This is a genomic window from Rossellomorea marisflavi (genome assembly GCF_022170785.1).
Lineage (GTDB): Bacteria > Bacillota > Bacilli > Bacillales > Bacillaceae_B > Rossellomorea > Rossellomorea marisflavi_B.
In genome coordinates this window covers 1,557,631-1,584,449 of record NZ_CP081870.1, presented here as the reverse complement: position 1 = coordinate 1,584,449, position 26,819 = coordinate 1,557,631, and the positions used below count along the sequence as shown (strand labels likewise).

The window sequence follows — 26,819 nt, the reverse complement described above, 5'->3', positions numbered from 1 at the left end:
CAGCAACTCCTTTGATTCTTCGGAACTCGTAAAAATAATTGCAACGGGTATATTTTACCTTTACCTGTCCGAATAAGGGAAGCTATTTTTTCCTTTTTTTATCCCGGCTTCCTTTAATTGCTCATCGAATATGCTTTCTAAACTCTTCGAAGCCATGACGGAAATCTCTTTGCCCCTGATGTTCTTCGGTGCTTCCAATTTCGGATATTCAGTTTCCGTCAGGAGGGACAAAGCTTCTGCCCACGCCGTCTCTCCCTTCAAATGAAGTTCCGCCTTTTCCCCTGTGCATGAGATGATCTTCCTGGCCGCATCCTTTACATAGATCACCCCAGTCGGATCATCCTGGACCTGTTCATCCACACGGACATCCCTTATAAGTCTGGCAAAATGGTAGGACACCGGCTGTCGCAGACCGATCAAAGTGGGAACGTATATATCAGCTCCGGATGGATTAACTGATGGAGGGTCCTGAAAATGGCTGAAAACCCTGATGGTGTATCCTGCCTGTTCCATCAAGGTTTCTCCTTCTTTTTCAGTCAAAAGGTCATCTGCATCATAATAGGGTAGATACACATGACTACCCGAAGGAACGAGACGATCCCAAGTCGAAAAAGACGTCCAGTGAAGATTGGCATTACGCCCGATTTCCATCCAATGGTCACCCATCTCCCTGCCGGAATCAAGTGCCGTCACCTCCCACCCTTCCTCCAACAGTGCCGTACATAATTGAAAGCCCAGAAAACCCTGGGCCGGAAACACATATGCATGATTCACTTCTTTCACTCCCATCAGCTAAAGATCGCTCTCGTGCTTCGCAAAATAAGATGTGAATTTCCTTCCCAATGACATCCGCTTCTCAGGAAGAACATAAAACAGATCGACCATCAGACCATTTTCCAACCGGTCCCTATATATATCTAGTATGAGTGAGACTTGATTTTTATAACGATTCAGACTGGCAGGTTGCACAATGTAAAGTGGCATGGGGAGGGTGTGGAACACATTTGATTCTGTTAAAGATTCAATGAATGCCGGCCACTGATCTTCCGTAACGCTGAAAGCATGTCTGATTTCCCGAATGAGCTTTTTGTGGAAAAACTTCTGCTCCTTCTCCTGTTCAAGATGGTTTCGAAGGGACACACATGGAGACAGCATGACGATGCTCCTTACCTCGTCTTTCATCAGGGGATACAGGTTTTTCAGCACAAGCCCGCCCATTCCTTCGATCAGGATATGAATACGCGGATTGATGATCTCAGTCCTTTTCACATATTGATAGAGGCGATGAGCAAGGCGGACTGCCCTTTTGTTTCCCCAATTGGCTCCGTAGAGATTGCTGTAAAAAACGATATACCCTTTATCTGTCATGTCGCGGACCCATTTCTTGCGGAATTCATGGTGGGACCAGAAACTGCTTTTCTCATCTACATCTTGGCCGTAGTCACCGATGATCATCACTGCAAAACCGTTCGGTCGTTCGGGATAATGAATCATGCACCACTCTTGCTCTACTTGAAACAATCGTTGATACATCTGAAATTCTCCTTTTTCCAAGGTACTATAGTGTATGCGAGGTTCCTATATCGGAAAGGGGATTAGCCCATTAATGAAGGAATTCATGATGAAGAGAATAAAATGATAGGGTTTACATTTCACATTTTCGCCATTTATTAAAAGCTGAAGCTGTGGTAGTATAGAGGAGATTATGAATGTTTACATAGGCTTTTTCAGCCAATTATATAGAAACGGGGTGTAACCGTGAAATTTTTCTGGATGTTCTTTTGGGCATTTGCACTGACCGAGATGCTGACTTATGTTGTAGCCAACATGAGTGGCGGAAAATTCGATTTCATGCAGGGATTGATCTTATCCGTAGCTGTCACGATCCTTGCTTATATCGTAACATTGATCCTTCCTAACGAACCTGTCGAAGATCATTAAAAAAAGCATGTAGACCGGGTCTGAATTTCAGACGACCGGCTACATGCTTTTTTTATTCAAAACGCCGGAGATTTCTCCGTTCTTTCCGCTTGAGCGGTTGGTGCAATTACCTCGCTTTAAGATTTCGTGTACGGAAAAGTAATACTAATGACGAGCAGAAGGAACCTAGGCAATATAACCGTCCGAGAGGGACCAATGCCAGCAGCCAACCAACCAGCGAAAATCAATCAACAAGTCGTGACCCTCACTTTGGAAGAGTGAGAGCATATCAATGAAGAAAAATTAAATACGATTAATCACGACCTTCTAAAGAAGTTCCCGACAGTAATCGTTCGGACTATAAATTCATTGTTCTTACATACAAAGATGATGCTCGCTCAGAATGAGTAATAGATGAGACATAAGTGTTTTAGTCATAGTAAAACCCGGATTCCTTTGCCTACCACTAGGCAAAGGAATCCGGGTTTTTAATTTGCTTTAAGCGGTTGATTGGAGTGCAAGACGAAGACTCCTGTGGGAGAGTAGCTAATGTGAGACCCCACAGGTATGCCGAGGAAGCTCACGGGCTACCCACGGAAAGCGAAGTCTTGCACGGAAATCATTAGCGGTATTAATAACATGAATTGATCTTGTTCATCATTTGATAGGACTTTTTTAACCATCCTTACCTGATCGTCAGACCGCGCTCCCCTTTCTCAACCATCACTTCGCCAGTGGCCTCGCCTGCTATAATGGCCCTGGCAAGTTTTGTTTCGATTTCTTTTTGCAAGAAACGTTTCAATGGACGCGCCCCGTACACGGGGTCATAGGCCGACTCAGCAATGAAGGACTTGGCGTCGTCCGTGATTTGCAGTGAGAGACCCTGTTCAGCTACCCTCTCTTGCAGCTCCTTAAAGAGCTTATCAATGATACCTTTAATATTGTTGACGCTTAGGGGTTTGAATAAGATGATATCATCCACCCTGTTCAGAAATTCCGGTCGGAATGAAGACCTCAGCTGACCCATGACCAATTCCTTCGTTTCTTCATTGATCTCCTCTTCTCCGTGATTGCGTTCAAGAAGATGGGTTGATCCGATATTGGAGGTCATGATGATCACCGTGTTCTTGCAGTCCACGGTTCGTCCGGCAGAATCGGTGATCCTCCCATCATCAAGCATCTGCAGAAGGATATTAAACACTTCTGGATGGGCCTTTTCGATCTCGTCAAGTAGGATCACAGAATATGGCTTACGTCGGATAGCTTCAGTAAGCTGGCCTCCTTCTTCATAGCCCACATACCCGGGAGGAGCTCCCACAAGTCTTGAAACCGCGTGTTTCTCCATGTACTCTGACATATCGATACGGATCATGTGATCCTCACTATCGAACAGGGTCTGGGCGAGAGTTTTTGCAAGCTCGGTCTTTCCTACCCCTGTGGGACCTAGGAAGATGAATGATCCGATTGGACGGTTGGGATCCTTGATCCCTGCCCTTGCCCGGATGACGGCATCTGCCACCAGACCGACCGCCTCATCCTGGCCGATGACCCGTTCATGAAGGATGCTGTCGAGTTTCAGGAGCTTCTCCCTTTCACCCTCCACCAATTTCGTTACGGGGATTCCCGTCCATCTGGCCACAATTCCTGCAATTTCTTCTTCCGTGACTTCTTCCCTCAGCAAACGTCCTTCTTCTTCCTTCAGCGCTTTTGCTTCGAGACCAGCAAGCTCTCTCTCGACTTCTGGAATCTTTCCGTGCCGGAGTTCCGCTGCTTTGTTCAAATCATATTGATTTTCCGCATCCTCGAGGGACCGGCGCAGCTTTTCCAGCTCCTCACGTTTTTCCTGGACGATGGCGATGCTTTCTTTTTCCTGTTCCCACTTCATCTTCATGCCATTCAACTTTTCCTTCAGGCTGGCAAGGTCCCCCCTGATGGAGTCCAGCCTTCCCAAGGAAGCTGCATCCTTTTCTTTCACCAGGGCCGCTTCTTCAATTTCGAGCTGCATCACCTTCCTGGTGACTTCATCGAGCTCTGTGGGCATCGAATCGATCTCGGTTCGGATCATGGCACATGCTTCATCAATAAGATCGATGGCCTTATCCGGCAGGAAACGATCGGTTATGTAGCGGTCAGATAGCGTCGAAGCTGCTACGATGGCCCGGTCATGGATATTGACACCATGGTGGATTTCAAAGCGATCCTTCAGTCCACGTAGGATCGAGATCGTATCTTCCACGGTCGGTTCTTCTACAAGCACTTGCTGAAAGCGTCGTTCGAGGGCGGGATCTTTTTCAATATACGTACGATGTTCATTGAGCGTCGTCGCGCCGATACAGTGAAGTTCTCCCCTGGCGAGCATCGGTTTCAGGATATTTCCTGCATCCATTGCGCCCTCGGTTTTGCCTGCACCGACAATCGTATGCAGCTCATCGATGAAGAGGATGATCCTGCCCTCACTTTTTTTCACATCTTTCAGTACCGCCTTCAGTCGCTCTTCGAATTCTCCCCTGAACTTCGCCCCTGCTACGAGTGAGCTCAGGTCCAATTCAAAGATGGTCTTATCCTTCAACCCCTCCGGAACATCTTTTCGGACGATCCGCTGAGCTAGGCCTTCTACGATGGCCGTCTTCCCTACACCCGGTTCCCCAATCAGAACGGGATTATTTTTGGTTTTTCTTGAAAGGATCCGGATGACATGACGGATTTCTCCATCTCGTCCGATAACCGGATCAAGCTTTCCGGATCGCACCTCTTCCACGAGGTCCCTTCCATACTTCTTAAGGGCTTCATATTTCATCTCAGCATGTTGATCTGTCACTTTGTCCCCTCCCCTGATGGTTTCCACCTGATTTTGAATCGATTGTTGCTCAATCCCTTTTGAAAGGAAGTAACGCGTTATGGGATGGTCTTGCTGACGGTAAATCCCTACAGCAAGATGTTCTGTGGATATGTACTCATCATCCCATTTTTCCATAAGCTGTTTGGCATCTTCAAGGAGACGACGAATATCAGCAGCGAAGTATTGTCCATAAGGAATATTCTCCCCCTGTACCTCCGGGACCTGCTCAATCCTTGACTGTATAAACTCCTGCAGCTCTGAAATATCGACATCCATCCGGGCATAGAGGGAAGCCAAAAAGCTGTCCGGCCCTTCAAGCAGACGATCCCACAGATGGATCAACAGGATGTCGGTATGCTTTTTCTCCTTTGCCAGTTCTCCTGCCGCCACGAGCCCCTCCTGGATGGAAACGGTGAATTGATCAAAATTCATGCACTCACTCCTCCTTGACCATTCTTGACCTTTTCTTTATTATAGCTTGTTCCTTCCCTGTTGGAAAATAAAAGCCCGTAACGGCAGAAAAAAGGATGGAGCAGATGCCCCATCCCTTGTCATCACGGCTTCCTGGCATATGTCCAGTGGCGATCGTCATTTGTCGTCTCAGGGAAACGATCCCCGGCCTTCAATTTAGCCTGCTTCGGGTGATTGACGGTACTCCCGGTTTCACCGATTTCGATGTATATCCCATTATTGGGTGCTTTTTCTCCACCCTTGAAGTGTCTGCGCTGTCCCATAGTGACCCCTCCTTTATGAAGCATGTGCTTCGCTACTATTTTTCGACATACAGGGGCCATTCATACCTGTCAGAAATATGTCAATCTCTTTTCGAATCTGGATATTCCCTTTACAGTCTTTTGCTGAATGGTGTTAAATGAATAAGTGTGAATTTTTTTACTTGGAGGAAACAAAATGGATTTTATATTAATACTGAAATACCTGGTACTCGGGCTCATTCAAGGTCTGACCGAACCGATCCCGATCTCATCCAGTGGACATCTTCAAATTGTCCAGCATTTTTTTAATATCAAGACCACTTCTTTAACGTTTGAAATTCTTGTGAACACGGCTTCCTTGGTGGCAGTACTTATCATTTACCGTCAAGATATCTACAGGCTGATTTCTAACGGACTAGGTTACTTCAAGACGAAGTCCCCGGAAAATACCCGTGATTTCAAATTCATCCTTTTCTTGATCGTCGGGACGATTCCTGCAGGCGTCATCGGTGTCCTGTTCGGTGATGATATCGAGGCGCTCATTTCTGATCGTATTATCACAGTGGGAATCACCTTGATCATTACTGGTATTGCCCTATGGCTGATCCGTAATCTGCGCGGGCGGAAGAATGACGGGGACCTTAATTTGAAGGATGCCATCATCGTGGGACTCGCACAGGCAGTTGCCCTGATACCGGGTATCAGTCGTTCAGGTGCCACGATCGTCGCTGCCATGGGACGGGGAATGAAACCCGAAACGGCCCTTCGATTTTCTTTCCTTTTATACATACCTGTTTCGTTCGGTGTCATGCTACTCGGCATCAAAGACCTGATCAACGACCCTAACTTAGGGGAACTGGCTGTACCATATACCGTTGCGTTCCTGGCCTCCCTCATTGCATCCTACTATGCATTAAGATGGTTCATGGGGATCATGGCAAGGGGCAACCTGAAAGGGTTCGCCATCTACTGCTTTGTTGTCGGCGGTGGTGTGGCACTATTTTCTCTTCTATAATTCACGGAAAGGAATATCCTTTACCTATCTAAACGAAATGGTGTGAGGCTGTGGGACATGTTCCTGGATCGATCAAAGAGATGTTCATGCTGGATGGTCACCCATATGATGTTCCCAAAGGAAGCTACCTGTTTCTTGAAGGAAAAGTTCCAAGCCACTTGTTCTTCATCAAGGAAGGGCATATCAAAGTAACGAGGTCCACACCTGGTGGACGTGAACTGGCCCTTCGAATTGTCGGAGCCGGTGATGTGGTGGGAGAATTGCTTTGCGGGGATTCTTCCTATTCGGTCAGTGCTAGGGCGATGGATCGCTGTTCCCTCCTCTCGATTCCTATCACCGACTTCGAGGCATCCCTTTTGGACGATCGTGGGAGGAACCGGGATTGGATCAAATGGTTTCAGTTGCAACAGAGGAAAGACCAATCGAGGTTCCGGGATCTTCTTCTTCATGGCAAGAAGGGCGCCCTTTATTCAACCTTGATCCGTTTGACCAATACGTACGGTGAACACCAAGTGGGCGGGATCCTCATCGGAATCTGCCTCACCAATCAGGACCTGGCCGATTTCTGTGGTGCCTCCAGGGAAATGGTGAACCGGATGCTGCACGACCTCAAGGAAGAAGGGGTGATTTCCATGAACAAAGGCTTCATCACCATTCATAAACTGAATCGACTGAAAGAAACGATCGATTGCGATCAATGCCCCCTATGCGTTTGTCAAATCAATTAGAAAAGGGCCTGCTATGTGCAGGCCCTTTTCTTATGGAACGATTAACGGATTCCTAATGCAATCTTGGCATAGCGTGACATATTGTCCTTGCTCCAAGGCGGATTCCATACGATGTCGACTTCAGTATCTTTTACTTCAGGGATATCACGAAGCGCTGTTTTCACCTGATCCACGATGGTCCCGGCGAGGGGGCATCCCATGGAAGTCAGCGTCATCGTAACGGTGGCTGTTCCTTCTTCATTCAATTCCACGTCGTATACCAATCCCAGATTCACGATGTCTATTCCGAGTTCAGGGTCTACCACTTGTTCAAGGGCGCCCATCATATTATCTTTCAGATCTTGATCCACACGATCACTCCTATCTGTCCGTATTCTTAACCCATCTTAACAAATTCTGTCCCATATGACAAAAGGTTACGCCATCAGATGATCGACGAACCAGTCCACGAGCTTCAAGACACCGTCTCGGCTCACTTTGTGATCAGCCTTCTTATCTTCAAGGAAGACCAGTTGATCCTCGCGTCCTTCATAGAAAGGAAGAAGTTCCGTATACGCTTCGTATGTAAGCTGGAAAGGTACGACTTTGTCATTTTTACCATGCCAGAACATAAGGGGACGTCCGTTCAGCTTTTCCGGTTGCAGACTGAGATCGAACCGTGAGAGCTCGGACAAGATTTCTTCGACCTGCCCCTCTGTGAAAGGATTCTCATAGCCCATTTTTTCAAGCTGGCCAAGCTGAGCCTGTGCTAGCTTCACATAAGATGGGTTTCCCATGAGGGATACCGCACTGTTGATCCATTCATATTGGGTCAGGGCACCAAGGGTCACGATTCCGCCCATGCTCGTACCCGCTAGACCGATTCTTTCCTCATCAATCAGGCCATCCCGGGCGAAAGTCTCCTTGAGGATATCCAACTCCTTGATGGTATGGATGACGATGTTCCAGAAGCGTTTGCCCAGCTCATATTCGGTCTTACCTGTCCCCCGCTCCCCGTGCTCAAGACAATCAGGCAGGATCACTCTGAAGCCTTTCTCGGCTAAGTAATATGCATAGTGCAGATTATGCTCCTTCGCACTCGTGAATCCGTGGACGAAAAAACACGTCGGCAGCGCTTCATTGCGGTATTCTTCTTTCACCAGATGAAGAAAGGGGATTTCTTCAATGGTATTATTCTCTACGATAATCACGATCGTCCGCTCCTTCCAGGTATAGCTTCCTTCCTATGATATCCTAGTGGAAGGGGCATGTATATTATTTGGCCTTCACATCCACCTTCAGTGGACAATCGTTCGGCCTTATGCGTACACTACAACTAGAAAACATATAAATGGGGGATTAGTGAACATGAAAGATAAACATCTTATCGTCCTTGACCTGGACGGAACCTTGCTTACAGATGAAAAGAAAATATCCGTCCGTACGTTGGATACCCTCAATAAAGCCAGGAAAAATGGGCATGAGGTCATGATTGCAACAGGCAGACCATTCCGTGCGAGTGAACTTTACTATAAGCAGATGGGGCTCAATACGCCGATCGTCAACTTCAACGGGGCATTCGTCCATCACCCGGGTGACCCTTCCTGGGGAGTCCATCATGAACCGATGGACCTTGAGACAGCCAAACAAATCATTGATGCCTGTCACGGTTTCAAATTCCAGAATATCGTGGCGGAAGTGAAGGATGATGTGTACCTTCACTATCATGATGAAAAGATCATCGATGTATTCATGATGGGGAATCCGTCCATCTCTACCGGAGATATACGTCAAGTATTGAAAGATCACCCCACTTCCATGCTGATCCATGCTGATGAACATGATGTTCCGGAGATCCGTTCCCACCTCGACGACGTCCATGCAGAACTGATCGATCATCGCCGCTGGGCTGCTCCTTGGCACATCATCGAAATCGTCAAAACCGGCTTGAATAAAGCCGTCGGCATCGAAAAAGTGGCCGCGAGCCTTCAAATTCCACAGGACCGCATCATTGCTTTCGGTGATGAGGATAATGATCTTGAAATGATCCAATATGCCGGAACGGGTGTAGCCATGGGGAACGCCATCGATCCACTAAAAGATCTTGCCAATCATATTACGGAAAGTAATGAAGATGACGGGATTGGCAGATTCCTTCAAAGGCATCTTGAATTGTAATTCTGGCAATGGAGGGTAATACTTGCTAACGTATTTCAATGGATTTCAGCCATACTAATCAGGAGCGTCCACGTGGCGCTCCAACTTCGATAAGGGGTGGTTAGGATGGGAAGGAACAAGTCCAAGCGTTTTGTACAGCAAGGGAAAAATGCGGTCTCGAAACATGATGAACGCATTCCATACCATTTGACTTATGCCGAGGCAGAAGCAAGGAAGCTTTCCAATACTCCTTACGACGGAGGTCTGTAACATGGCAAATCCACTTTTCCGACAGGCCCGGACCGCAGTTGAGGAAGCCTGTGGCTCACAATCGGATCCACAGACGATACAGAAAGCGAAAAATGCCCTTTCCTCTGCATTTGCAAACTCGAATAACGAGGAGAGAAAGCAGCTTCACTCCATGCAGGATGAGTTGAACCGCCTATCGTAAGAACATGCAAAAGGGCAGCCGATAAAACGGCTGCCCTTTGTTTAGTCTTTCCTGAAAAATCCGAATACACCTGTCGTTTGGACGATATTCGTGAATGCCTGGGGATCGACTTCCTTGATGGTGTGCTCCAGTTCATACAGTTCATATCTGGAGATGACGATGATGAGCATTTCTTTATCTTCCCCTGAGAAAGCCCCTTTGGCCGGCACCGTCGTAATCCCTCTCACCAGCTTCGCATGGATGGCATCTTTCAGTTCCTGCGTCCTTTTCGTGACGATCATGGCGGTAAGCTTTTCATGACGCGTATGGATGGCGTCGATGACCCTGGTTGTTACATAAAGGGTCACGAGCGTATAAAGGGATTTTTCCCACCCATACAGGAAGCCCGCTGAAATGATGATGATTGAATTCATGATGAAGAAGTAGGTTCCGACCGGTCTGTCCTTCAACCGCGAAAGGATCATGGCGATGATATCCATCCCTCCGGTCGAGGCACCATACTTCAGGGTAAGACCGACTCCGACTGCAGCAATGACGCCTCCAAATACAGCGTTGAGGAGGATATCGGGTGAAAGCTCCACCACGGGGATGACTTCAAGGAAGAATGAAGTAAGGAAAACCGAGACGAAGCTGTAAATCGTGAATGACCGACCCACCTTCATCCATCCCAAGATGGTGACGGGTATGTTCAGTATGAATAATAAAATACCTGTAGACAGGTGAAAAGGTGTGAATTCTTTCAAGAGGCTGGATAATAACTGAGCCATACCCGTGAATCCACTTGCATATACATTAGCAGGAATCAGGAAGAAGTTCATGGCAACAGCCCCGAGGACCGCCCCCACCAATACAACAAGAAACTTCTTCGCTTCCAGGGTAACGTGCATTTTTTTCATGAATCGAACTCCTTTGGCAAGTGTAGTTGTTCCTTATGTTCCACACTATATCACAGCTAAACCCCTTGCACATGATCCTTATGTACAAGAATTTGAATAACTATCGATTGTGCTTTTACTGAAAAATAGCTAGACTAAACCTATATAACGAAAAAAGGTGATAGATATGAACGTTAAACTTTTTGCTGATAGTGCCAGCGACCTGCCGGTAACTTTCTTCGACCAACCCAACATAGAACTGCTTCCCCTGCAGGTACATATCGACGGACATGATTACGAAGATCTTGTCACGATCCAACCAAAGGAAGTTTTTGATAAAATCCGCGAAGGTCATGTTCCGAAGACCTCCCAAGTTTCGCCCGATGTGTTCCTGAGGACGTTCACGGAGCTTGCCAAATCCGGTGATCCAGGTGTCTACATCGCCTTCTCCTCCCAGCTGTCCGGAACCTATCAGACAGCGGTGATGATCAGGGACCAGGTGAAGGAAGAGTATCCTGATCTTGATTTGACCATCATTGATTCCAGGGGTGCCTCCCTTGGGTACGGACTATCGGTGATCAAAACCGCAGAGGTGCTCCACGCCGGCGGTACAAAGGATGAAATCGTGGAAACGGCACGCTACCATGTGGAGCATATGGAGCATCTGTTCACCGTCGAAGACCTGGAATACCTCGCCAAGGGCGGCCGCGTCTCCAAAGCATCTGCATTTCTAGGAGGGTTGTTGAACATCAAGCCCCTTCTTCATGTGGAAGACGGGAAACTTGTGCCACTGGAAAAACATCGCGGTAAGAAGAAGCTCCTCAAGCGCATTCTCGATCTGATGGAAGAACGCGGAAACAACCTTTCCCAACAGACCATCGGCATTTCCCATGGTGATGATGAGGAGCTTGCCCTCGAGATGAAGGCGATGATCGAGGAGCGTTTCTCTCCTAAGGATGTTACCATCAATATTATTGGATGTGCCGTAGGTTCTCATACAGGGACCGGCACCCTCGCCATCTATTTCTTGAACTGAACAGACATATTCCACCCACTCCTGCCCATACTAAAGGAAAAGGAGGGTCTATCATGTCACATACATCAGATAACGAGAAGAAAGCCAGGGACAATAATGCCCTGCTACAGAAAAAGAACAAGCTGAAAGAAAAAAACAGTGAAGCGGGTAAACATCAATTCTCCAAAAAAACGGATCATCTTTGATTAGCTGCCGCCATTTCCTATGGCGGCTTTTTTGTTGCTTAAAACCTAAGAAATCCATTCCATAAAGGGAATATCCTGTACTTTATACCTCTGCAGGTGGTATTTTAATAAGTGAAAAAGAATCATGCATATACGGAGGGATTTACATATGGCAAAAGAGAATTCATTTGATATCGTTTCACAGGTTGATATGTCTGAAGTTAGCAACGCGATTCAAATTGCACTGAAGGAAGTTAAGACCCGCTATGATTTCAAAGGGAGCAAAAGCGATGTCTCACTTGATGGTGAAGAGCTCGTCCTGATTTCGGATGATGAGTTCAAGATGAACCAGCTGAAGGATGTCCTTCTTGGAAAGCTGATCAAGCGCAATGTGCCTGTCAAGAATCTGGACTATAGTAAGCTTGAAGGAGCTTCCGGCGGTACCGTGCGCCAACGCGCCAAGCTTGTACAGGGAATCGATAAAGAAAATGCGAAAAAAATCAATCTCCTAATCAAACAGTCGGGTGTGAAAGTCAAAAGCCAGGTACAGGACGACCAGGTCCGGGTTACGGGAAAAAGCAAAGATGACCTTCAGCAAATCATGGCAGCTGTCAGGGGAGCCGACCTCTCCATCGACGTCCAGTTTGTGAACTTCCGCTGATCCTTCTGTTTCTTCTATCTATCCGATGGGTATCATAAACCCATCGGACTTTTTATTTTTAGGAGGCAGAACATGACTAAAAAAGTGATAATCATCGGAGCGGTCGGTGGCGGGGCCACCACGGCATCCCAGCTCAGGAAGCTTGATGAAACAATGGAAATCATCGTCCTTGAAAGAACCGATCACCTCTCATACGGCGCCTGCGGGATGCCCTATTATCTCGGGGATGTGATCAAGGATCGTGAAAGCCTGTTCGCCGCCACTCCTGAATCCCTTCAAACAAAAAAAGGGCTGGACGTCAGGATGAAGCATGAGGCATTAACGATCGACAGTGAACAAAAGACCTTACATATTCGCAATCATACCACCAATGAGGATTATGAAGAGACTTATGACGTACTGGTTCTTGCCACTGGTGCCTCCTCCATCCTCCCCGATATTCCGGGACTGAAGCAGATTCCCGCCTTCCATCTGCGGACCGTCGCAGACATGGACCGGATGAAGCAGCATCTTGTAACAGAAAAGCCCACATCCTGTGCCATCATAGGCGGAGGCTACATCGGGGTGGAGATGGCGGAAAACCTTACGGGACTCGGCATGAGTGTATCGGTAGTGGAGCGCTCTTCGCAGCTCATCCATATCATTGACCCTGAAGCAGCTGAAATCGTCCAGAAGCATCTCAACGACAATGGGGTTGATGTTTTTCTTGACGATGGCTTAAGTGAAGTCTCGGGACCTGATCAGCTTAAGCTCGACAGCGGAAAGATGATCCAGGCTGACTGCATACTTCTTGCTGTGGGGATCAAACCGAACAACGTCCTTGCAGAACAGGCGGGACTTTCTCTCGGGGATTCGGGGGGTATCAAGGCGAATGAGTTCATGCAGACGGATGACCCTTCCATCTATTGTGTCGGGGACGCCGTGGAGTCCATTGACTTCATTGATCACGCCCCAAAGCAGGTGCCCCTCGCATGGCCCGCTCATCGTCAGGCTTATGTTATCGCCAGACATATCACAGGAGACCCCGTACCATTCCACGGAATGCTCGGCACGGCCATAGCAAAAGTTTTCGATCTCCACGTCGCTTCCACAGGTCTCGGGGAAAAAGAACTGAACAAGAAGGGCTATCGGTTCAAGACCATTGTCCATAAAGGGAAATCCCATGCCGCCTACTACCCTGGGGCAAAGGATGTATACGTACGAGTCCACTTCGATCCCTCCAGCGGAAAGATCTATGGAGGGAGCGTCATCGGCGAAGAAAAAGTCGATAAACAAATCGACATCCTTGCTACCGCCATTTATGGGGGGATTACGATCACTGGACTTCAGGAAATCGAAACGTGCTATGCCCCACCATTCTCTTCTCCGAAAGGACTGTTGAACATGGTCGGATATAAGGCTGAAGCCGAAATGGATTGACCAGAGTCTTAATGATCAAAAATCTGCAAAGATGACGTTATCATTTCCAAACGTTGGGTAAACACTATTCCATATGACGAAATACTAAAAAGGAGTGTTTGCATTGACCCAACAAAATAAACAGCAGTTCCCCCCTCAGCACCAGGATCACCAGCCCGGTACAATCGATGAAATGAACCCCCAGCCGATTCATACCGATCAAAATTACAAAGGCAGCGGCAAACTGGACGGGAAAGTAGCCCTTATAACGGGAGGAGACAGCGGAATCGGACGTTCTGTTGCGTGGTATTTCGCCCGTGAAGGAGCAGATGTGGTCATTTCCTATCTTGATGAACATGAAGATGCACAGAAAACGAAAGAGCTCGTTGAAGCGGAAGGGGTCAGCTGTGAGCTCCTCCCGGGTGATATCGGGGATTCCCATTTCTGCAAAGAGCTTGTGGAAAAGACGATCTCCCGCTTCGGCAAACTGGACGTTCTCGTGAACAATGCAGCCGAGCAGCATCCGCAAGCGGGTCTTGAAGAGATCGATGATGAACAGCTGGAGCGCACGTTCAGGACCAATATCTTCTCCATGTTCTATGTGACCCGTGCTGCCCTTCCCCACTTGAAAGAGGGAGCTTCCATCATCAATACGGCATCCATCACCGCGTATAAAGGCAGTAAAGACCTGATTGATTATTCGGCCACCAAGGGGGCCATTGTCAGTTTCACCCGCTCCCTTGCCGACAATATCGCTTCCAAGGGCATCAGGGTGAATGGAGTGGCTCCGGGGCCGATCTGGACGCCGCTCATCCCTTCCACCTTCACCTCGGAGAAGGTTTCACAGTTCGGCGGCAATACACCGATGGCAAGAGCGGGACAACCATTCGAGCTTGCACCTGCATACGTATACCTAGCGAGTACAGACTCCACATACGTTTCAGGTCAGATGATCCATGTCAATGGCGGCATGATCGTGAACGGGTGACGCAACCAACGCAAAAAGGCATTCCGATTGGAATGCCTTTTTGCTTGCATATCTTTACCTCTTACGCGTGCACGATTGCCGCTCCACTATGCAATGGGGAACGATGATCCGCTTGACCGGCTCGAGAGGATCTTTGATTTTCTGGATCAGGTTCTTCGCTGCTTCATTCCCAAGTTTGAAGATGTTGATATCAACCGAGGTCAGGGGTGGACGGGACATTTCCGCCAGCAGGACGTTATTGAAGCTGACGATGGAGATATCATCCGGCACCGTGATCCCCATCTCGTCCAGGGTATTGAGTACCCCCAGAGCCATCAGATCATCTGCCACCACCAGGGCCGTCGGAGGTTCATCGAGCTGCATCAGCTCATTGATGGCTTCCCGGCCGCCTTCCCGGAGGAACTCCTCATGGATGATGTAGTCATCATGAAGCTCAAGTCCGGCCTCACCCAGCGCTTTTTCATAGCCTAATAATCGTTCGACCGTCACTACCAGGTTCAGATCTCCACCGATGAATCCGATGCACGTATGCCCGAGATTCAACAGATGCTCGGTCACCTCTTTTGTCGCCCGGAAATTGTCATTGTCCACATGGGTGATTTCTTCGGCATACTTGTATGGCTTCCCGATCATCACAAAGGGAAAATCCCTTTCTCTCAGGTAGTTCATCACCCGGTCTTCCACCCTGGAGTATAGAAGGACGATCCCGTCCACCCTTCCCCCCTGGACCATCTGGACGATGCCCTCATAGATTTCCTCCTCGGTCTGGCCAGTGGACATTTGCAGCGCATATTGTTCTTTATGGGCGCCTTCACTAAGGCCCCTCAACACGGTTGGGAAAAATGGATTCTGTGAAAATGTGCTCGTGGACCCGGGCATGACCAGACCCAGGACCTGTGTCGATTGATTGGCGAGGCTTCTGGCGATGAAGTTAGGGTGATATCCGAGCTCGGTCATGGCTTCCCTCACCTTCTTCTTCGTCTTCTCACTGATTCTTGGATTATTGGCAATGACGCGGGAAACCGTCGAAGGAGCAACGTCCGCAAGCCTTGCCACATCCTTTATGGTAATCGCCATGTATTCCACCTCTATTCTTTCTGATGCTTATTCTTTTTACCGCGTTTTTTCACTACATATAGGAATACCATGAATAATACGTAGACTATCCCAAGAGCGACGAGGAATGGGATATTGAGCCCGGACTTACTCTTCAGCTCATAGATCTCCGATTCCTCACGGTCGAGGACGATTTTATAGGTCCCTTCACCGTCGCTCCTGACAAGATCCGTTGTCAGGAGACTCTTCAGCTCTTGATCTGCTTCTAGCTGATCTTCCGTCAAATCGATCGTTTGTGTTTCCGTCGTATTATTGATGGCGATCAGCAGGGTTTGATCTTTATAGGTCCTCTTGTAGATTCCCATGCCGTCATTTTCGTATACCTTTTCAATCTCTCCCCTTGTGAGAGCGGGTTGGGTCTTCCGCAGCTCCCCAAGGCGGGTGATGTAATCGATGAGTTCTTTATCAGCCCGGAAATTCATCAGCCTTCGGTTGTCAGGATCTTCTCCCCCATCGACGGCAATTTCAGAACCATAGTAAAGGATCGGGATCCCAGGCGTTGTATACATATAGGTAAGGGCGAGCTTCCATCTCGTTCCCGGGAACTCCTTCTCTTCCACCATCAATCGCGTGAACCTTTTCATATCGTGGTTATCAATGAAGGTACCCATCAAGTAAGGGTTCTCATAAAAGGTCTGATTGTATCCCCAGAAATTGAAAAGACGATCCATGGATGTATCCGGTTTCTTGAATACCTGCCGCATTTCCTCGGCCTGGGGTACATTGACGAATCCATCGATCCCCACTCCATTATACTCGGCTATCTTTTCAGGATCCGTGTCGAACACTTCACCTAAGAGGTAAAAATCATCCTTCTCGGCCTTCACTTCTTTCGTGAAATCCTTCCAAAATTCCTTCGGTACGTGCTTCACGGTATCAAGGCGATACCCATCGATATCGGTTTCCTTGATCCACCACTTAGCGGCATCGATCAGGTATTCCTTTACTTCCGGATTCTCCGTATTAAGGTCGGGCAGGGCGTATAACCAGGCATTTTTCACGCTGTCTTCATCTTCGAAGTTCATCGTCTGCTTTTCATGGAACCAGTCTGCCTTGGCAGGATCCGTCACCCACGGATGCTCAGGTCCGACATGGTTCACCACAAAATCGAGGATGATCTTCATATCGCGTTTATGCGCTTCTTCCACAAGCTTCTTAAACGTTTCGATCGAGCCGAAATGCTCTTCTGTCTTATAATAGTCTGTGGTCCAATATCCATGGTATCCCCCAGGCTGATTCTCAAAAATCGGGGTGAGCCAGATGGCTGTGAAGCCCATCTCCTGAATGTAATCCAAGCGATCGATGATCCCCTGGAAATCTCCCCCTTGATAACTCAGCGGGTCGTTGGCGTTTACGTTTTTGTCATTGCTTGAATCCCCATTGTTGAATCGGTCTACCATCAAAAAGTAAATCGATTCATCCTGCCACATTCGCTCTTCTTTTTCAGCTGCACCTACCGGATGGGCGTAAAAAAGAAGAAACGGGACTAAAATGAGAGATAACACTCTTCTTTTCATCTCCGCTCCTCCTCCAAATGTTAGTAACGCCTATAAGATTATCCTTTCGTGCCCCCTGCCGTCAATCCTGAAACGAAGTATTTCTGGAAGAAAAGGAAAAGTAGGGCAATCGGTACAGCAATCAGGACAGAACCTGCTGCAAACGTTGTGAATTCCGCCCCGAATTGCTTGGCGACCATATCATACAGCGCCACGGGAAGCGTATACATCTTCTCTGAACGAAGCAGGATGCTTGCAATGATAAAGTCTGCGAACGGAGAGATGAATGAAAACAGGGCCACAACGGCGATGATCGGTTTTGCAAGTGGCATGACGATCTGCAGGAAGATCCTGAGATGTCCTGCACCGTCAATCTTCGCCGATTCGTCAAGTTCCTTCGGGATGGTGTCAAGGTATCCCTTCATCAGCCATGTGTTCATCGGGATCTGTCCTCCCACATAAACGAGGATGAGTCCGAGATGGCTGTCAAGGAGTCCTGTCAAAAGCGCCAGGACGAAAATGGCAATCAGCGCTGCAAAGTTCGGAATCATCTGCAGAACGAGGAAGGCCATCAACCCATTTTTCCGTCCGACGAAACGGTAGCGGGAAAAGGCATATGCCGTCAAACTCACAAGGCACACGGTCAGGGCCATGGTCGAGAGACTCACCTTCAAGGAATTCCAGTACCAAAGCATATAGTTGCTTTCTTCCAAATTGAATAGCTCCTTGTAGTGGGCAAGGGTCGCATTTTTAGGGATGATGCTCGAACCGGACAAGCTCTGCCCCGGATTGAATGAGGAACCGATGATCCATGCGACAGGATACAGTATCACCGCGAACATGATGCCAATGACAAGATACGATAGAGTCAACCGGATGATTTTTTGTTTTTTCATTTTACATCATATCCTCTTCCTGGAATGATTTCGTCTTCTTGAACTGCCAGATGGCCACTGTGATGACGATGATGGACAGGAGCAGCGTGATGGCTGCAGCCTTTGAATACTGCGCCGAAGTCATGGTCAATCGATAGATCCATGAGATCAGGATGTCGGTACCGCCGGCATTTTGACCTGTCAGTGCCGGACCGCCACCGTTGAATAGATAAATGACGTTGAAATTGTTGAAGTTGAATGTGTACTGGGTGATGATGATCGGTGCCGTTGCAAACAAAACAAGGGGCAGTGTGATATTCTTGAACTTTTGTACCGCCGAAGCACCGTCCACGGTCGCAGCTTCGTACAATTCATCCGGGATCGACTGGAGTACTCCGGTCGTCATTGCAAAGATGAACGGGAAGCCAAGCCACATCTGGATCATGATCAGGGCAATCCTTGAGAATAATGGCTCTGTCATCCATGGGAGTCCTTCGATTCCGAAGAATCCGAGGATATCACGATTGATGGCACCGAATGATTCGTTGAACATCCCGGCGAAGACGAGGATGGAGACGAATGCCGGAATGGCCCACGGCAGGATGAGAACCGTACGGATGATGGCTTTTCCCTTCAGATCTTTTTGATTCACGATGATGGCCAAGAAGATTCCAAGAGCCACTTGCAGGGTCGTGGCACCTAAAGTCCAGACCAGCGTCCACGCAAGGACCGTCACAAAGGTTTCACGCCAGATATCGATCTTGAAGATATCGACGAAGTTCTGGATGCCAACCCAGTCTACAAGTTTTGCAGGCGGAGAGTGATAGAGATCATAGTTCGTGAATGCCAGCAGGACAACGAAGATGATCGGGAAAATGACCACGAAGATCAGAAGAAGGAATCCCGGCGACATGATAAGGTAGGGAAAACCATTATCCACAAGGTTCCGATATTGTTCGCGGATCGTCGCGATCTTCTCTCCATTGTCCCTTTTGACTCCGTTCTTATAAGCGTCCCTCAGATTATATAGATAGAATGCGATTCCGAATAAGATGACGATGATGGCCAAAATGCCGTACACCATAAGGAAGATGGAATGATCACCATAGGAAACATCGGTACCCAGGGTCGTAATACCCCAGAGCCCTAAGGATATGAGATCCTTGAACACTAGGATGAAGGAAAGGGTCATGATGAGGAAGAAGACCCCCTTCAGGATTTGACGATGGTAAAGCTGGCCAAGGCCGGGAATGAGAGATAGGGCCAGTGCCGTTTTTCTATGTTTAGTAGTAGGATTGGATTGATCCATCCTGAACTCCCCCTTTATCTTTATATTTCAAGAGCTTTCTAAGCCGGCGGCTATTTGCTTAGAAAGCTCTTGAAAAGGATGGCGGCACCCGCAGACAGGTGCCGCCACTCTTCATCAGTTAGAATGGTTGGCTTTAATGTTATCCTCGATTTGCTTGACCGCAGCATCCAAGGCCGCTTTCGGCTCCTGCTTGCCTGTCACGACCGTTTGCAGTGATTTGGCCATCGGATCCCAAACTTCACCCATTTCAGGGATGTTCGGCATCGGTACAGCGTATTTGGACTGCTCGGCAACAGCTTTGGCGCCTTCATTCTCAGCAATCGCAGAATCATTGATCAAGCCTTCGTTTGTTGGTACTTCCTGTGTTTGTTCAAAACGATATTTCGCATTTTCATCTTCTGTGATGAACTCAACGAATTTCTGTGCCCATTCTTTGTTCTTGGAATAGCCGGATACATGCCATCCTTTAACACCCATGAATGTTTTCATCGGCTCACCGTTCGGAAGCTTCGGCATCGCTGTGACACCGATATCGATCCCAGCATCCTTGTAGCCTTGGAAAGACCATGGTCCGTTCATGACAGATGCCACCTTGCCTTCGTTGAACAATCCGTCCATGGCAGATCCACCGTTTTCACCGATGATTCCTTTAGGGAATAATCCTTCTTTGTACCATTTCTGAATATATTCTGTTCCTTCTACTGCTCCATCGTTATTCAAACCAAGATCTTTCGGATCAAGGGCTCCGTCATTTTCAGCGAACACATAGCCACCGTATCCACCCATCGGTGCGTGGGCAAAGTAGAAGTTATCCCATAGAGCAAGGAACCCATAGTTGCCATCTTTCGTGAAATCTTTTGCGAAGGAGTATACATCATCCATTGATGCAGGTGCTTCTTTCATCAATTCTTTGTTATAGATGAATACTGGTGTTTCAGACGATTTCGGCAAGCCGTAAAGCTTCCCATCATAGCTTTCTGCTAGAATGGAAGACTCTGTGAAACGCTTCTTGACGTCATCAGACACTTCAAGTGGCGCAATATGACCTGCTAGGGCCAGTTCCCCGATCTGATCATGCGGGAATGTCACGACATCTGGACCCGTACCTGCTGGTCCATCGAGGCGCAGCTGCTCTTTCATTTTAGAAGCCATTTCGACCTCCTTCACCTCGAGCTCGATGCCTGTTTCTTCCGTGAACTTCTTACCGACTTCGTCCAGCCATCCAGATTTCTTTTCATCTTCCCAGACGACCAGTTTTTCAGGCTTATCTTTGTTTTCCGCCTTCTTGTCTCCGTCTCCGGATGCACCTTCTTCCCTGTTTGGACCGCATGCAGCCAATACCCCTGCTACCAACAACAAGACCATGAATAACGAAACGACTTTCTTCACCCTGACCCCTCCTAATGGTTTGTCAATTTCCGAATGTGGACAACCGCTTGCACAAAAACGGGAATATTCCCCTGGAATCTATGTATGGTCCCCGGGCTTCCCCTATCGGATTTCCATAAATGATTTACGATCACCCGATATAAGATAACGTTTTCATTTTTACTGTGAAAGCGATTGCACAATCTACTATCATTATACTAAGTAACGCCCATTTGACAATACCTTTTTAGTAAAAACTTTTCTATGTCATTACATAATTGACAACCTCCTATAATTGGAATACTCTTTAGTGGAATTCATAAAAGGAGGAAAAGCCATGTTCCTTGAAGCCATTTTTCACCAACCAAGAGATCAATATGCATACGCTTGCACTGAAACAGACCTGCACATCCGTATCCGAACGAAACGGGGCGACATCCACACCATCCGTCTTTTGCACGGTGACCCCTACGATTGGAGCGATGGCGAGTGGCAGTATACCGACTGTGAAATGACTCTTACGGGCAGTGATCAACTCTTTGATTACTGGCAGGCTACCGTCACCCCTTCCTTCAAGCGGCTTCGATATGGTTTTCTCCTTTCGGACGGCGAAGAAGATATTTTTTATGGGGAAAAAGGGTTCAGCGGTGAACCATCATTTGAGATCGGCGACTACTTTTGCTTTCCTTTCCTTAATGCCATCGATGTGTTCAGTGCTCCCGAATGGGTGAAGGATACAGTTTGGTACCAAATATTCCCTGAACGCTTCGCCAATGGGGATCCTTCCAATGATCCTGATGGCACATTGGAATGGAATTCGGAAGAACCGGCCCCCGATCATTTCTTTGGAGGCGACCTTCAGGGGGTCATCGACCATATTGACTATTTAAAGGAGCTGGGGATCAACGGAATTTATTTCACCCCGATCTTCAAAGCCCCATCCAACCACAAATATGATACGACTGATTACATGGAGATTGATCCTCACTTCGGGTCGGAAGAAACCTTGAAGGAACTCATCCATGCTTGTCATGAGCGCGGGATCAAGGTCATGCTTGATGCGGTTTTCAATCATAGCGGTTATCATTTCGGCCCATTCCAAGATGTATTGGAAAAGGGTGAAGCGTCTCCTTATAAGGATTGGTTCCATCTGCACGAATTCCCGGTGGACCCGGAGTCGAATCCTCCCAATTATGATACCTTCGCATTTGAAGCATCCATGCCGAAGTTGAATACGGAACACCCGGAGGTCAAGGAATATCTATTGAACGTCGGGCGTCACTGGGTGGAGAAATTTGATATCGACGGATGGCGGTTGGATGTTGCCAATGAAGTGGACCATCAGTTCTGGAGGGACTTCCGCCATGCCGTGAAATCCATCAAGCCTGACCTCTATATCCTCGGAGAAGTATGGCATGATTCGATGGCATGGCTGAGGGGCGATCAATTCGATGCGGTCATGAATTATCCCTTCACCACCAACATTCTGAAGCTGTTTGCCCACGAAGCCATTTCTCCTGAAACCTTCGTTGAGAACATGACCACCGTCATGCATATGTATCCTCAGAATGTGACCGATGTTAACTTCAATCTTGTGGGAAGCCATGACACCCCGCGGATCTTAACGGAGTGCGGAGAAGATGTCAGGAAGCTGAAGTTGCTGTATACCTTCATGCTCACCTCCCCCGGGACCCCTTGTATCTATTATGGGGATGAGATCGGACTTACGGGCGGACAGGATCCGGGATGCCGCAAATGCTTCCCATGGGACGAGGGACAGCAAGACCTCGATCTTCATGGACATGTGCAAAAACTCACCTATCTCCGCCAGGAATACGATCTCCTGAGGAATGAGGGAGTTTTCAGCTTCCTTCCGACTGCGGGAGAGGACCGCCATGTGGCCTTTACGAAATCGGACGGTGACAGGACGATCCTCGTGGTATTGAATTGTTCCGACACCGACTTGGAATTCACGATTCCATTCGAATTGAAAGGCGTCCCCCTCTTGAACATACTTACCGGGGAGGAGTTCACAGCAGAAGCGGAAAGCATCGAATTAACGCTTGAAGCATACGGTTTCGCCATCATCAAGTTTTAAGGCATCTCTATGTAAGGAGTCAGTATGGACACAAAAAAACGAATGACCTTGTTTGCCCTCACGTGGCCGATCTTCATTGAAATCCTTCTTCACATGCTCATGGGGAATGCCGATACCCTCATGCTCAGTCAATATTCAGATCGTTCCGTTGCAGCCGTTGGGGTATCGAATCAGATCCTCTCCCTTATCATCGTGATGTTCGGTTTCATCGCAACCGGCACGGCGATCCTGGTGGCCCAGCACATCGGAGCCAGAGAGCATGCCATATCCGGTGAAGTCGCTCTCGTCTCCCTTGTCACGAACCTTGCATTCGGAGTGCTACTGAGCGCCATCCTTCTGCTGACAGGAAAAGGCATCCTGGACATCATGGGGCTTCCGCGGGAACTGATGGATGAAGCATCCGGTTACCTCAGGATCGTCGGAGGATTCATCTTCATCCAGGCCCTCATCATGACGGCAGGGGCCATCCTCAGGAGTTACGGATATACAAAAGACGCTATGTACATCACCATCGGCATGAACATCCTGAATGTAGCAGGAAATTATCTATTCATATTTGGCCCATTCGGCTTACCGGTCCTTGGAGTGGAAGGCGTGGCGATCTCCACCATCGCCTCCCGCTTCGTCGGCCTTGTCGTAAGCATCATAGTCATCAAGAAGCGCATCCCTTCAGCCCTGCCGTTGAACAAGCTGGGGCACATCCCTGTCCGTCATATGAAGAATCTGCTGAAGATCGGGATTCCATCTGCCGGTGAACAATTATCATACAACGGCTCACAAATGGTGATCACCTACTTCATCGTGAGTATCGGAACCTATGCCTTGACAACCAAAGTATACGCACAGAACCTGATGATGTTCATTTTTCTTTTCAGCGTGGCCATCAGTCAAGGCACACAGATCATGATCGGACATATGATCGGCGCCCGGCAATACGAGGACGCCTACGCACGGTGCCTAAAAAGTCTCAAAATCGCCATCATCATTTCACTGTGCATGGCAGGAATCGTCTCGATTGCAGCAGAACCACTATTGGGGATCTTCACTTCCAACGAGGAAATCATCTCTTCGGCTAAGGTCCTGATCTATCTCACCCTTCTCCTGGAACCAGGGAGAAGCTTCAATCTCGTTGTCATCAATGCATTGAGGGCAGCCGGTGATGTTAAGTTCCCTGTTTATCTCGGCATCGCCTCGATGTGGGGTGTCGGGGTTCCCCTTTCCTATCTCCTCGGCATCACTCTTGAGCTCGGGCTCGTCGGCGTTTGGATCTCCTTCATAGCAGACGAATGGCTCAGGGGCCTTCTCATGCTGAGGCGTTGGCGTACCAGAACTTGGATCCATAAAGGATTTGTCAGGAATGAAAAGGCCGTTTGATTCAACTGAAGCTGGGACAAACGTGTTTTAGCAGTAGTAAAACCCGCATTCATTAGCCTATGATCAGGCATGTGAATGCGGGTTTTTGCTTTTTGTTTGATTGGAGTGAAAGACGAAGACTCTTGCGGAAAGTGTAGCTGATGTGAGAGCCCCAGGCTTGCCGAGAAGGCTCGCGGGCTACCCGCGGTAAGCGAATTACATTAGCGGTAGAGAAATATATACTGATTTTATTCGCTTCAAAGGGGAACTTATAAGTTTTTTGATCCTTCTTTTATCATACAGGAAAAATAATGTGAAGTTTTTTTACATTTAACCGCTTACATATAAAATTAACACTTGAACTTTTTATATTTTCTGAATATGATAGTTGATATAACTTACTCATGTCATAAAAACTAACATCAAATTCAGGAGGCGAAAAAATGAAAAAAGTGGAAGCGATTATTCGCGCAGAGGCATTCATCAACTTACGTGAAGCACTGAGCACCAGAGGATTCAGTGGATTGACCGTATCAGAAGCAGCCGGCTGCGGCAAACAAAAAGGGAAACAAGGGATATTCAGGGGCAATAAATTCGAAATCAAGCTGGTCCCCCGTATCAAGGTCGAAATGGTCATTGACGATGATCAAGTCGAAGATATCATTGATCTGATTGTCGAGTACTGCAGCACCAACACGGTAGGTGACGGTAAGATCTTCATCTTCCCCGTGGAGGAGGTCATCCGGATCCGCACTGGAGAAAGAGGCAAGCAAGCCGTATTATGAATCACCAATCAAAACCAATTGGAGGGGTTACATTGATCAAGAAAATTTCCATTTTGCTATTATTGTCCTTTTTCATCGGAAGCCAGGCATTCGCGGCAGCACCTACGGCGGAGTCCGTACAGGCATCACTTGATTCCACCTGGGTGATGATCGCCACCATACTTGTGTTCTTCATGCATGCAGGATTCGCCATGGTTGAATCTGGATTCACCCGGGCCAAGAACACGTTGAATATCCTGATGAAAAATGTCCTCACCGTTGCCATCGGTGCTTTGATTTACTTCTTCGTCGGTTTCGGCATCATGTTCGGGAAAGATGTCGGAGGGCTGTTCGGAAGCGACGGATTCCTATTATCAGGTCGAGAAGATATTGGATTCTTTGTTTTCCAATCCGTTTTCGCCGCTACTTGTGCTACCATCATTTCTGGAGCAGTGGCAGAGCGAATGAAGCTTAAAAGCTATATGATCCTGACCGTTGCCATGACTGCCGTGATCTACCCGGTCGTCGGTCACTGGATATGGGGCGGAGGATGGATTTCAGAACTGGGATTCGTAGATTTCGCCGGTTCTACAGTCGTGCATTTGACTGGGGCCATAGGCGCCATTATCACCGTGTTGTTCCTCGGAGCCAGGTCTGGCAAATATCAAAATGGTAAAGTCAACGTGATTCCGGGACACAACATCCCGATTGGTGCCCTTGGAGTCTTCATCCTATGGTTTGGCTGGTTCGGATTTAATGGAGGAAGCACTCTTGCTGCCGATCCTTCCCTTGTCCCAATGGTTATCGGCACCACTTTGTTCTCAGCATCAGCCGCGATCATCTCATCTGCCCTGTATACATTGTTCCGTTATAACAGGATTGATCCTTCTCTTACGTTGAACGGTGCGCTTGGAGGACTCGTCGGAATCACAGCAGGTACAGCAAATGTCTCCCTTACAGGAGCCATCGTCATCGGACTCATTGCCGGAGTCATCCTTGTTGAAGGTGTCACACTTCTGGATTCTGTCCTGAAGATTGATGATCCGGTTGGTGCCATTGCCGTACACGGAATCTGCGGAATCTGGGGCACCCTTGCAGTTGGACTTTTCGATGTTCAAAACGGACTATTCTATGGAGGAGGCGCTTCCCTTCTCGGAGTTCAATCGCTTGGAGTCATCGCCGTCATTGCCTGGACCACCATTAGCGTAGGCGGCTTTCTCTTCATCGTCACGAGAATTTCCTCTATCCGCGTTTCACAAGAAGAGGAACTATCAGGTTTAGACTTTGCTGAACATGGCTCCAACGCATATGAGTTGAAGGATACCTTCTTGGAGCCTGATGTCGCTTCAAGCCCATTCGGCAGTGATCTTGTCGAGAGGCTGAACTCGATCGGCACCCCTTCTTCCGAAGAATCCCTCAAGCACCGCAATAGCATATGACTCTGAGAAAGAGCTGTCCATAGGGCAGCTCTTTCATCTTGAAGACAGAAAAGAGCTTCCTGTCGGGAACCGATCCC

27 protein-coding genes are annotated in these 26,819 nt (G+C 48.0%); 15 read left to right on the top strand and 12 right to left on the bottom strand.

Translation table 11 applies throughout. The features are described 5' to 3' along the window. Nucleotides 1–60 precede the first annotated feature (60 nt). Nucleotides 61–783 carry a hypothetical protein gene (locus tag K6T23_RS08450; protein WP_238284153.1) on the bottom strand — a complete coding sequence of 241 codons (723 nt, stop codon included), beginning with the start codon at nt 781–783 and terminating at the stop codon, nt 61–63. A gap of 9 nt (nt 784–792) precedes the next feature. Further along, on the bottom strand, nt 793–1,533 hold the full coding sequence (locus K6T23_RS08445; RefSeq protein WP_056537861.1) for a hypothetical protein: 741 nt from the start codon (nt 1,531–1,533) through the stop codon (nt 793–795). A 225-nt stretch (nt 1,534–1,758) separates the two neighbouring features. Here K6T23_RS08445 and K6T23_RS08440 point away from each other — a divergent pair, with 225 nt between their 5' ends. Next, entirely contained in the window at nt 1,759–1,941 is a 183-nt protein-coding gene (locus K6T23_RS08440; protein ID WP_053427553.1) for a DUF2929 family protein, read from the top strand. A 664-nt stretch (nt 1,942–2,605) separates the two neighbouring features. Here K6T23_RS08440 and clpB read toward each other — a convergent pair. Both clpB and K6T23_RS08430 read right to left on the bottom strand, forming a co-directional pair. Then, entirely contained in the window at nt 2,606–5,191 is a 2,586-nt protein-coding gene (gene clpB, locus K6T23_RS08435) for an ATP-dependent chaperone ClpB (protein ID WP_238284152.1), read from the bottom strand. A 122-nt stretch (nt 5,192–5,313) separates the two neighbouring features. Beyond that, on the bottom strand, nt 5,314–5,493 hold the full coding sequence (locus K6T23_RS08430; RefSeq protein ID WP_048004339.1) for a YjzC family protein: 180 nt from the start codon (nt 5,491–5,493) through the stop codon (nt 5,314–5,316). Between the two features lie 175 nt (nt 5,494–5,668). Between K6T23_RS08430 and K6T23_RS08425 the strand changes: the two genes are divergently transcribed. Both K6T23_RS08425 and K6T23_RS08420 read left to right on the top strand, forming a co-directional pair. Further along, complete coding sequence (locus tag K6T23_RS08425) at nt 5,669–6,487, top strand: undecaprenyl-diphosphate phosphatase (protein ID WP_238284151.1); 819 nt, start codon at nt 5,669–5,671, stop codon at nt 6,485–6,487. A 50-nt stretch (nt 6,488–6,537) separates the two neighbouring features. Beyond that, complete coding sequence (locus K6T23_RS08420; RefSeq protein WP_238284150.1) at nt 6,538–7,215, top strand: Crp/Fnr family transcriptional regulator; 678 nt, start codon at nt 6,538–6,540, stop codon at nt 7,213–7,215. Nucleotides 7,216–7,256: 41 nt separating this feature from the next. Here K6T23_RS08420 and K6T23_RS08415 read toward each other — a convergent pair whose 3' ends face one another. Both K6T23_RS08415 and K6T23_RS08410 read right to left on the bottom strand, forming a co-directional pair. Beyond that, the gene (locus K6T23_RS08415; protein WP_053427558.1) at nt 7,257–7,565 is read right to left on the bottom strand and encodes a metal-sulfur cluster assembly factor; all 309 of its coding nucleotides are present in this window, start codon (nt 7,563–7,565) and stop codon (nt 7,257–7,259) included. A 66-nt stretch (nt 7,566–7,631) separates the two neighbouring features. Further along, a complete protein-coding gene (locus K6T23_RS08410; RefSeq protein ID WP_056537874.1) occupies nt 7,632–8,405 on the bottom strand; it encodes an alpha/beta fold hydrolase in 774 nt (257 codons plus the stop codon). A 157-nt stretch (nt 8,406–8,562) separates the two neighbouring features. Between K6T23_RS08410 and K6T23_RS08405 the strand changes: the two genes are divergently transcribed. The 3 genes from K6T23_RS08405 (at nt 8,563) to K6T23_RS08395 (ending at nt 9,802) form a co-directional block, all read left to right on the top strand. Continuing rightward, nucleotides 8,563–9,372 (top strand): Cof-type HAD-IIB family hydrolase, encoded by an 810-nt coding sequence (locus K6T23_RS08405; RefSeq protein WP_056537877.1) that lies wholly within the window; start codon nt 8,563–8,565, stop codon nt 9,370–9,372. A 105-nt stretch (nt 9,373–9,477) separates the two neighbouring features. Continuing rightward, on the top strand, nt 9,478–9,621 hold the full coding sequence (locus K6T23_RS08400) for a hypothetical protein (protein ID WP_162838955.1): 144 nt from the start codon (nt 9,478–9,480) through the stop codon (nt 9,619–9,621). Between the two features lies 1 nt (nt 9,622). Continuing rightward, nucleotides 9,623–9,802: a DUF3813 domain-containing protein gene (locus K6T23_RS08395; RefSeq protein ID WP_238284149.1), complete on the top strand. Its 180-nt coding sequence runs from the start codon at nt 9,623–9,625 to the stop codon at nt 9,800–9,802. Nucleotides 9,803–9,843: 41 nt separating this feature from the next. Here K6T23_RS08395 and K6T23_RS08390 read toward each other — a convergent pair whose 3' ends face one another. Beyond that, complete coding sequence (locus K6T23_RS08390; protein ID WP_056538648.1) at nt 9,844–10,689, bottom strand: YitT family protein; 846 nt, start codon at nt 10,687–10,689, stop codon at nt 9,844–9,846. Nucleotides 10,690–10,864: 175 nt separating this feature from the next. On the opposite strand from K6T23_RS08390, the gene K6T23_RS08385 reads away from it, so the two are divergent. The 5 genes from K6T23_RS08385 to K6T23_RS08365 all read left to right on the top strand — a co-directional run bounded on the left by K6T23_RS08385 (nt 10,865) and on the right by K6T23_RS08365 (nt 14,924). Further along, nucleotides 10,865–11,713 (top strand): DegV family protein, encoded by an 849-nt coding sequence (locus K6T23_RS08385; RefSeq protein WP_056537880.1) that lies wholly within the window; start codon nt 10,865–10,867, stop codon nt 11,711–11,713. A gap of 53 nt (nt 11,714–11,766) precedes the next feature. Then, on the top strand, nt 11,767–11,898 hold the full coding sequence (locus tag K6T23_RS08380; RefSeq protein WP_142245899.1) for a DUF3941 domain-containing protein: 132 nt from the start codon (nt 11,767–11,769) through the stop codon (nt 11,896–11,898). Between the two features lie 148 nt (nt 11,899–12,046). Then, nucleotides 12,047–12,538 (top strand): YajQ family cyclic di-GMP-binding protein, encoded by a 492-nt coding sequence (locus K6T23_RS08375; RefSeq protein ID WP_238284148.1) that lies wholly within the window; start codon nt 12,047–12,049, stop codon nt 12,536–12,538. A 72-nt stretch (nt 12,539–12,610) separates the two neighbouring features. Continuing rightward, nucleotides 12,611–13,957 carry a CoA-disulfide reductase gene (locus K6T23_RS08370; RefSeq protein WP_238284147.1) on the top strand — a complete coding sequence of 449 codons (1,347 nt, stop codon included), beginning with the start codon at nt 12,611–12,613 and terminating at the stop codon, nt 13,955–13,957. 103 nt (nt 13,958–14,060) lie between these two features. Continuing rightward, complete coding sequence (locus K6T23_RS08365; protein ID WP_218245726.1) at nt 14,061–14,924, top strand: SDR family oxidoreductase; 864 nt, start codon at nt 14,061–14,063, stop codon at nt 14,922–14,924. A gap of 54 nt (nt 14,925–14,978) precedes the next feature. Here K6T23_RS08365 and K6T23_RS08360 read toward each other — a convergent pair whose 3' ends face one another. The 5 genes from K6T23_RS08360 to K6T23_RS08340 all read right to left on the bottom strand — a co-directional run bounded on the left by K6T23_RS08360 (nt 14,979) and on the right by K6T23_RS08340 (nt 21,109). Then, nucleotides 14,979–16,001: a LacI family DNA-binding transcriptional regulator gene (locus K6T23_RS08360; RefSeq protein ID WP_056537890.1), complete on the bottom strand. Its 1,023-nt coding sequence runs from the start codon at nt 15,999–16,001 to the stop codon at nt 14,979–14,981. An 11-nt stretch (nt 16,002–16,012) separates the two neighbouring features. Next, on the bottom strand, nt 16,013–17,557 hold the full coding sequence (locus K6T23_RS08355; RefSeq protein ID WP_238284146.1) for an alpha-amylase family glycosyl hydrolase: 1,545 nt from the start codon (nt 17,555–17,557) through the stop codon (nt 16,013–16,015). Nucleotides 17,558–17,595: 38 nt separating this feature from the next. After that, the gene (locus tag K6T23_RS08350; RefSeq protein ID WP_048004351.1) at nt 17,596–18,432 is read right to left on the bottom strand and encodes a sugar ABC transporter permease; all 837 of its coding nucleotides are present in this window, start codon (nt 18,430–18,432) and stop codon (nt 17,596–17,598) included. Nucleotide 18,433: 1 nt separating this feature from the next. Next, nucleotides 18,434–19,720 (bottom strand): carbohydrate ABC transporter permease, encoded by a 1,287-nt coding sequence (locus K6T23_RS08345; RefSeq protein ID WP_056537900.1) that lies wholly within the window; start codon nt 19,718–19,720, stop codon nt 18,434–18,436. 114 nt (nt 19,721–19,834) lie between these two features. Beyond that, nucleotides 19,835–21,109, bottom strand: a complete 1,275-nt coding sequence (locus tag K6T23_RS08340; protein ID WP_079515807.1) for an extracellular solute-binding protein — start codon at nt 21,107–21,109, stop codon at nt 19,835–19,837. Between the two features lie 316 nt (nt 21,110–21,425). Between K6T23_RS08340 and K6T23_RS08335 the strand changes: the two genes are divergently transcribed. The 4 genes from K6T23_RS08335 to K6T23_RS08320 all read left to right on the top strand — a co-directional run bounded on the left by K6T23_RS08335 (nt 21,426) and on the right by K6T23_RS08320 (nt 26,742). Beyond that, nucleotides 21,426–23,186, top strand: coding sequence for an alpha-glycosidase (locus K6T23_RS08335; protein ID WP_238284145.1), 1,761 nt, complete (start codon nt 21,426–21,428; stop codon nt 23,184–23,186). Between the two features lie 24 nt (nt 23,187–23,210). Further along, nucleotides 23,211–24,560: an MATE family efflux transporter gene (locus K6T23_RS08330; protein WP_056537909.1), complete on the top strand. Its 1,350-nt coding sequence runs from the start codon at nt 23,211–23,213 to the stop codon at nt 24,558–24,560. A 422-nt stretch (nt 24,561–24,982) separates the two neighbouring features. Then, on the top strand, nt 24,983–25,324 hold the full coding sequence (locus K6T23_RS08325; RefSeq protein ID WP_056537912.1) for a P-II family nitrogen regulator: 342 nt from the start codon (nt 24,983–24,985) through the stop codon (nt 25,322–25,324). Nucleotides 25,325–25,356: 32 nt separating this feature from the next. Then, nucleotides 25,357–26,742: an ammonium transporter gene (locus K6T23_RS08320; protein ID WP_238284144.1), complete on the top strand. Its 1,386-nt coding sequence runs from the start codon at nt 25,357–25,359 to the stop codon at nt 26,740–26,742. The last annotated feature ends 77 nt before the right edge of the window (nt 26,743–26,819 follow it).

What these genes read in the sequence shown, in the direction of transcription:
- K6T23_RS08445 (WP_056537861.1), bottom strand. Translation starts at nt 1,533, where the DNA reads ATGTATCAACGATTGTTTCAAGTAGAGCAAGAGTGGTGCATGATTCAT.
- clpB (WP_238284152.1), bottom strand. Translation starts at nt 5,191, where the DNA reads ATGAATTTTGATCAATTCACCGTTTCCATCCAGGAGGGGCTCGTGGCG.
- K6T23_RS08430 (WP_048004339.1), bottom strand. Translation starts at nt 5,493, where the DNA reads ATGGGACAGCGCAGACACTTCAAGGGTGGAGAAAAAGCACCCAATAAT.
- K6T23_RS08425 (WP_238284151.1), top strand. Translation starts at nt 5,669, where the DNA reads ATGGATTTTATATTAATACTGAAATACCTGGTACTCGGGCTCATTCAA.
- K6T23_RS08405 (WP_056537877.1), top strand. Translation starts at nt 8,563, where the DNA reads ATGAAAGATAAACATCTTATCGTCCTTGACCTGGACGGAACCTTGCTT.
- K6T23_RS08400 (WP_162838955.1), top strand. Translation starts at nt 9,478, where the DNA reads ATGGGAAGGAACAAGTCCAAGCGTTTTGTACAGCAAGGGAAAAATGCG.
- K6T23_RS08395 (WP_238284149.1), top strand. Translation starts at nt 9,623, where the DNA reads ATGGCAAATCCACTTTTCCGACAGGCCCGGACCGCAGTTGAGGAAGCC.
- K6T23_RS08390 (WP_056538648.1), bottom strand. Translation starts at nt 10,689, where the DNA reads ATGCACGTTACCCTGGAAGCGAAGAAGTTTCTTGTTGTATTGGTGGGG.
- K6T23_RS08385 (WP_056537880.1), top strand. Translation starts at nt 10,865, where the DNA reads ATGAACGTTAAACTTTTTGCTGATAGTGCCAGCGACCTGCCGGTAACT.
- K6T23_RS08380 (WP_142245899.1), top strand. Translation starts at nt 11,767, where the DNA reads ATGTCACATACATCAGATAACGAGAAGAAAGCCAGGGACAATAATGCC.
- K6T23_RS08375 (WP_238284148.1), top strand. Translation starts at nt 12,047, where the DNA reads ATGGCAAAAGAGAATTCATTTGATATCGTTTCACAGGTTGATATGTCT.
- K6T23_RS08370 (WP_238284147.1), top strand. Translation starts at nt 12,611, where the DNA reads ATGACTAAAAAAGTGATAATCATCGGAGCGGTCGGTGGCGGGGCCACC.
- K6T23_RS08360 (WP_056537890.1), bottom strand. Translation starts at nt 16,001, where the DNA reads ATGGCGATTACCATAAAGGATGTGGCAAGGCTTGCGGACGTTGCTCCT.
- K6T23_RS08355 (WP_238284146.1), bottom strand. Translation starts at nt 17,557, where the DNA reads ATGAAAAGAAGAGTGTTATCTCTCATTTTAGTCCCGTTTCTTCTTTTT.
- K6T23_RS08350 (WP_048004351.1), bottom strand. Translation starts at nt 18,432, where the DNA reads ATGAAAAAACAAAAAATCATCCGGTTGACTCTATCGTATCTTGTCATT.
- K6T23_RS08345 (WP_056537900.1), bottom strand. Translation starts at nt 19,720, where the DNA reads ATGGATCAATCCAATCCTACTACTAAACATAGAAAAACGGCACTGGCC.
- K6T23_RS08335 (WP_238284145.1), top strand. Translation starts at nt 21,426, where the DNA reads ATGTTCCTTGAAGCCATTTTTCACCAACCAAGAGATCAATATGCATAC.
- K6T23_RS08330 (WP_056537909.1), top strand. Translation starts at nt 23,211, where the DNA reads ATGGACACAAAAAAACGAATGACCTTGTTTGCCCTCACGTGGCCGATC.
- K6T23_RS08325 (WP_056537912.1), top strand. Translation starts at nt 24,983, where the DNA reads ATGAAAAAAGTGGAAGCGATTATTCGCGCAGAGGCATTCATCAACTTA.